The sequence below is a fragment of the Micromonospora sp. MH33 genome, from assembly GCF_003013775.1.
Lineage (GTDB): Bacteria > Actinomycetota > Actinomycetes > Mycobacteriales > Micromonosporaceae > Micromonospora > Micromonospora fulviviridis.
Genome location: NZ_MUYZ01000413.1, coordinates 1 through 4,294 on the forward strand (window position 1 = coordinate 1; position 4,294 = coordinate 4,294).

Consider the following 4,294-nt stretch of genomic DNA (forward strand, 5'->3'; position numbering starts at 1 on the left):
GGCGGGGGCGGGGGCGGGGGCGGGTTCTGCGGGTACGCGGGTCCGGCGGACGGCTCACCGACTACAAGGTCGGCAGGGGCGCCCGGCCGGGTACGGAACCCGGCGGGACGATCAGCGGCGGACGGCCCGGGCCCGCCCGGCGCGCGGCGCGACGGCCTGCGGGGCGGTGAGGTGTGCGGTCAACGGCGCGTCGGTGCGCGCCGGCCGGATACGACGATCGTCGTCGATGGCGGAAAGGCCGTGCATCGGGGTCCTCCTCGGGTGTCCACGCCCTGGGGTTCTCCGACGGCCGAAGTATCCTGGCTCCCGGATCGACGCTCACCCCCGGCCTTCCAACCGCGCACGCACGGCCGTGGCTCACGAGGGGGGATCGCTCCCCGGTGACAGTGGCGGGACCGCGCCGGAATCGCACCGGCTTCCTTCACTGCCGTCAGGCCGCGAATGCTGCCACAGCCGCCCGGCGCGGGTCAACGCCGGGTCCCCCGCCGCCGGGGCGGCCGGCAGCGGCGCCCGGCCGATAGCATCGGTCGATCGTGGACCAGGGAGCGGGGAGGAACTGACGGTGGCGCTGCGACATCTCGTGGGTCGGGTCTGGTTGTTCCCCGGCGATCCCGATCCGCTCGCGGTCCGCCCGACCGTGGCGGTGGTCGCCGACGACCGCGGAAGTGTGCTCGTCGACGCGGGCCAGAGCCCCGCCCATGCCCGGGAGGTCCGGGCCGCGCTGGCGGCGGCCGGGCTGCCGGAGCCGCGCTGGCTGGTCTACACCCACCACCACTGGGACCACGTCTGGGGCGCCTGCGCCTGGCCGGGAGTGGAGATCGTCGGGCACGCGTCGGGGGTGGCCCCGCTGCGCGCCGAGGCGGCCCGCCCGTGGAGCCACCGCTACCTGCGCGAGCAGGTCCGCGAGAATCCCCGCCTCGGGCACAGCTTCCGGGCCCGCGCCCTGGCGGTGGACTCCTGGGACGGCTTCGCGGTGCTGCCGCCGACGCGCACCTTCGCCGACGAGCTGACGCTGCCCACCGGCGTGGTGGTCCGGCACGTGGGCGGCCGGCACGCGCCGGACTCCGCCGTGGTGCTGGTGCCCGATTCCGGGGTGCTGCTGCTGGGCGACTGCTGGTACCCGCCGCCCGCGCACCTGCGGACCCCCGATGACGGGCCCGACCTGGCCCTGGCGGCGAGCCTGCTCGACGACGACGTCGCCTGGTACGTCTCGGCCCACGACGAGCCGCTGCCGCTGGCCGAGGCGCGGGCCGCGCTGGCCGGCGCAGGCTGACCCGCGCCGGCGTCAGCGGGCGCGCCGCTCCGGGTGGGCCCGGTTCCAGGCCCGCATCCGCTCCGGGTAGCCGGTGCGGGCGGCCTCGTAGAGCGGGACCGCGTGCTTCTGCGCGATCTTCGCTGCGGCCCGGGGCGAGCCGGTGCGGCGGCGGATCCACTCCCCGTCGTGGGCGATGGCCACCACGGTGGTGTCGGTGGCGGTGGTCTCCGGTTCCAGGTAGAACTCCACCCCGCTCCGGCTGGCCACGAAGGCCTCCAGCGCGGCCAGGTCGTCCCGGGTGGCCTCCCGGTCGAGCTTCGTCGGGGTCGTCGGGTCGGCGGCCCGGCGGCTGAACCAGCCCATGCCCGCCTCCTCTACTCGGCGTCCCGTCCAGTGCAGCACCTGTACCTGGCAACCGGCTGGGAGCCGGGTGGGAGTCCACTGACGGCCGGCCGGCCGCCCGCCGTGCCGGCGCCGGTCAGCGGGCCCGCGGGCGCAGCACCGGGACCAGGGCGAGGGTAGGCAGCAGCAGGAACGGCACCACGCCGAGGGCGTGCAGGATGCCCAGGTGGTCACCGAGGAAGCCGAGCAGCGGCGGGCCGGCGAGGAAGGCCGTGTAGCCGATCATGGCGACCACGCTGACCCGGGTCGGCGCCCGGTCCTCGTCGTCGGCGGCGGCACTCATCCCGACCGGGAAGCCGAGCGACGCGCCGACGCCCCACAGCGCCACGCCGACCACGGCGAGCGGCCCGGAGCCGGCCAGCACGGCGCACGTGGCCCCGGTGACGGCCAGCGCGATGGTGCCGAACAGCACCGGCACGCGGCCCCACCGGTCGATCGCCACGGTGCCGGCGGTCCGGCCGAGGGTCATGCCGACCACGAAGACCCCGAAGACGGCGGCACCGGCCGCCTCGCTCACCCCGTACCCGTCGACGAAGGCCACCGCCAGCCAGTCGTTGGCGCTGCCCTCGGTGAACGCCATCACCAGCACGAACAGGCCGATGAGCAGGGTGCGCGGCTCCCGCCAGGTGGCCAGCAGCGCGCGCCGGTGGTTGGCCGGCTCGGCTGAGCCGGCCGTCTCGGCCGGTGCGGGCAGGAAGGCGCGGACGCCGAGCAGCGTGCCGGCCAGGACCACCGCCGCGATCACGGGCAGGTGCCAGCCGACCGGGACGCCCAGCCGGGCCGCACCGGCGCCCAGCCCGGCCCCGGCGACCGAGCCGAGGCTCCAGGCGGCGTGGAACCGGGGCATGATCGTCCGGCCGAGCCGCTTCTCCACGGCCGCGCCCTCGACGTTCATCGCCACGTCGCAGGAGCCGGAGCCGTAGCCCACGGCGAAGAGCCCGACCACGACGCCGACCAGCGAGCCGGCCAGGCTGGCCGACAGGCCGGCGGTCGCCAGGCCGAGCGCGACCAGCACGGTCGAGCCCGCCACGGTGCGGGCCGGGCCGAGCCGCAGGGTGACCAGTCCGGCGGTGGACATGGCCACCAGCGCGCCCGCCGACATGGCCAGCAGCAGCAGGCCGAGCCGCCCGGCGCTGAGCCCGAGCGCCTCGCGGATCGCGGGCACCCGGGAGAACCAGGTGGCCACGGCCAGCCCGTTGAGGGCGAACACGAGCGCCACGCCGTTGCGGGCGGCGAGGACCGCCCGCGGGGTCACGGCGCTGGCGTCGGCCGGCGCGTCGATGGTGCTGCTCACCGTGGTGTGGTCCTCTCCGCGAAGTCGTCCGACGACCATCGCACACCTGAGAGCGCTACCACCACAAACGCTCCCACCCCTTACCCGGCCGGCCCTGACCGGGCATGATGCCGACAGAACGGCCACCACGGGGAGGACCAGACATGGAGACGCCGACCAGCCGCCCGGTGACCCTCGACGACGTCGCGCGGGCGGCCGGGGTCTCCCGGGCCACCGCCTCCCGGGTGCTCGGCGGCTACGGGTTCGCCTCGGTGGACGCCCGCGAGCGGGTCGGCGCCGCCGCCGACCGGCTCGGCTACGTGCCGAACATCACGGCCCGCGCGCTGGTCCGGGGTGCCGGGGTACGCCTCGTCGTGGCGGTCGCCGGCACCGACGCCACCGTGCTGGACGACCCGTACGTGGACCGGCTGGTGAGCGCGGCGGCCCGGGTGTGCGCCCCGCACGGGGTCGGGGTGGCCCTGGAGTGGCTGCCGCTGGACGCCCCGGCCGGGCTGCGCCGGCTCGGCGACGACCGGAGCGTGTGCGGGGTGCTGCTGGTCAACACCACCGCGCCGGTGCTCGACGCGGTGCCCGCCGGGCTGCGCGGGCGGGTCGTCTCGATCGGCACCGGCTCGCCGGCCGTCCCCTCCTTCGACGTCGACAACGCCGGCGGCGCCGACGCGGTGCTGCGCCACCTGCACGCCGGCGGCCGCCGGCGGATCGCCATGGTCACCGGCCCGCGCTGGCTGAGCTGCGCCGAGCGGTCGGTGACCACGTACCAGGGGCTGATGCGGGCGGCCGGGCTGCCGGTGCGGCTGGTCACCGGCGACTTCACCGCCGCGCGGGGCGGCCGGGCCGCGCTGGAGGCGCTGACCCGCTGGCCGGACACCGACGCGATCTACGCGGCCAGCGACGCCACCGCGCTGGGCGTGATCGCGGCGCTGCGCGGGCGCGGGATGCGGGTGCCGCACGACGTGGCGGTGGCCGGCTTCGACGACATCCCGTACGCGGCGGTGAGCAGCCCGGCCCTGACCACGGCCACCCATCCGGTGGCCCGGATCGCCACCGCGGCGGCGACGGCGGTGCTGGACGGCCGGCCGGTGCCGCCGGTGACTGCGTTCCCCTCGACGCTGGTGGCACGGGAGAGCGCCTGACCCGTGGTGGGGCGCCGGGCGGTTGAGTCGCCGGCAGCCGGGTATCCGCCGCCCGACCCGACCGACGACAGGGGGGCGAGGTGACCGAGCCCGCGCCGCCGCACCGGCAGCCCGAGGAGGGGTACCGGCACGGCCGGCTGACCGCCCGCCCCACCGCCGTGGCCGCGCCCGGTCCGACCGGGCCGGCCGAGGTGCCCGATCCGGCGGGCG

At 77.3% G+C, this 4,294-nt stretch carries 5 protein-coding genes and 1 riboswitch; of the genes, 2 read left to right on the forward strand and 3 right to left on the reverse strand.

The window, feature by feature from the left end; all coding sequences use genetic code 11:
- Window positions 1-111 precede the first annotated feature (111 nt).
- A complete protein-coding gene (locus tag B0E53_RS40300; RefSeq protein WP_281492932.1) occupies window positions 112-246 on the reverse strand; it encodes a hypothetical protein in 135 nt (44 codons plus the stop codon).
- 46 nt (window positions 247-292) lie between these two features.
- Window positions 293-422, reverse strand: a riboswitch (cobalamin riboswitch).
- A 140-nt stretch (window positions 423-562) separates the two neighbouring features.
- Between B0E53_RS40300 and B0E53_RS33420 the strand changes: the two genes are divergently transcribed.
- Window positions 563-1,273 (forward strand): MBL fold metallo-hydrolase, encoded by a 711-nt coding sequence (locus tag B0E53_RS33420; protein WP_246835729.1) that lies wholly within the window; start codon window positions 563-565, stop codon window positions 1,271-1,273.
- Between the two features lie 12 nt (window positions 1,274-1,285).
- Here B0E53_RS33420 and B0E53_RS33425 read toward each other — a convergent pair whose 3' ends face one another.
- Together B0E53_RS33425 and B0E53_RS33430 are read right to left on the reverse strand one after the other, a co-directional pair.
- On the reverse strand, window positions 1,286-1,618 hold the full coding sequence (locus tag B0E53_RS33425) for a hypothetical protein (protein WP_107079588.1): 333 nt from the start codon (window positions 1,616-1,618) through the stop codon (window positions 1,286-1,288).
- Window positions 1,619-1,733: 115 nt separating this feature from the next.
- Complete coding sequence (locus B0E53_RS33430; protein ID WP_246835730.1) at window positions 1,734-2,951, reverse strand: MFS transporter; 1,218 nt, start codon at window positions 2,949-2,951, stop codon at window positions 1,734-1,736.
- A gap of 143 nt (window positions 2,952-3,094) precedes the next feature.
- On the opposite strand from B0E53_RS33430, the gene B0E53_RS33435 reads away from it, so the two are divergent.
- Complete coding sequence (locus B0E53_RS33435; protein ID WP_107079590.1) at window positions 3,095-4,084, forward strand: LacI family DNA-binding transcriptional regulator; 990 nt, start codon at window positions 3,095-3,097, stop codon at window positions 4,082-4,084.
- Window positions 4,085-4,294: the final 210 nt, after the last annotated feature.

Coding starts and splice junctions, on each gene's coding strand:
- B0E53_RS33425 (WP_107079588.1), bottom strand. CDS start 1,618: ATGGGCTGGTTCAGCCGCCGGGCCGCCGACCCGACGACCCCGACGAAG.
- B0E53_RS33435 (WP_107079590.1), top strand. CDS start 3,095: ATGGAGACGCCGACCAGCCGCCCGGTGACCCTCGACGACGTCGCGCGG.
- B0E53_RS40300 (WP_281492932.1), bottom strand. CDS start 246: ATGCACGGCCTTTCCGCCATCGACGACGATCGTCGTATCCGGCCGGCG.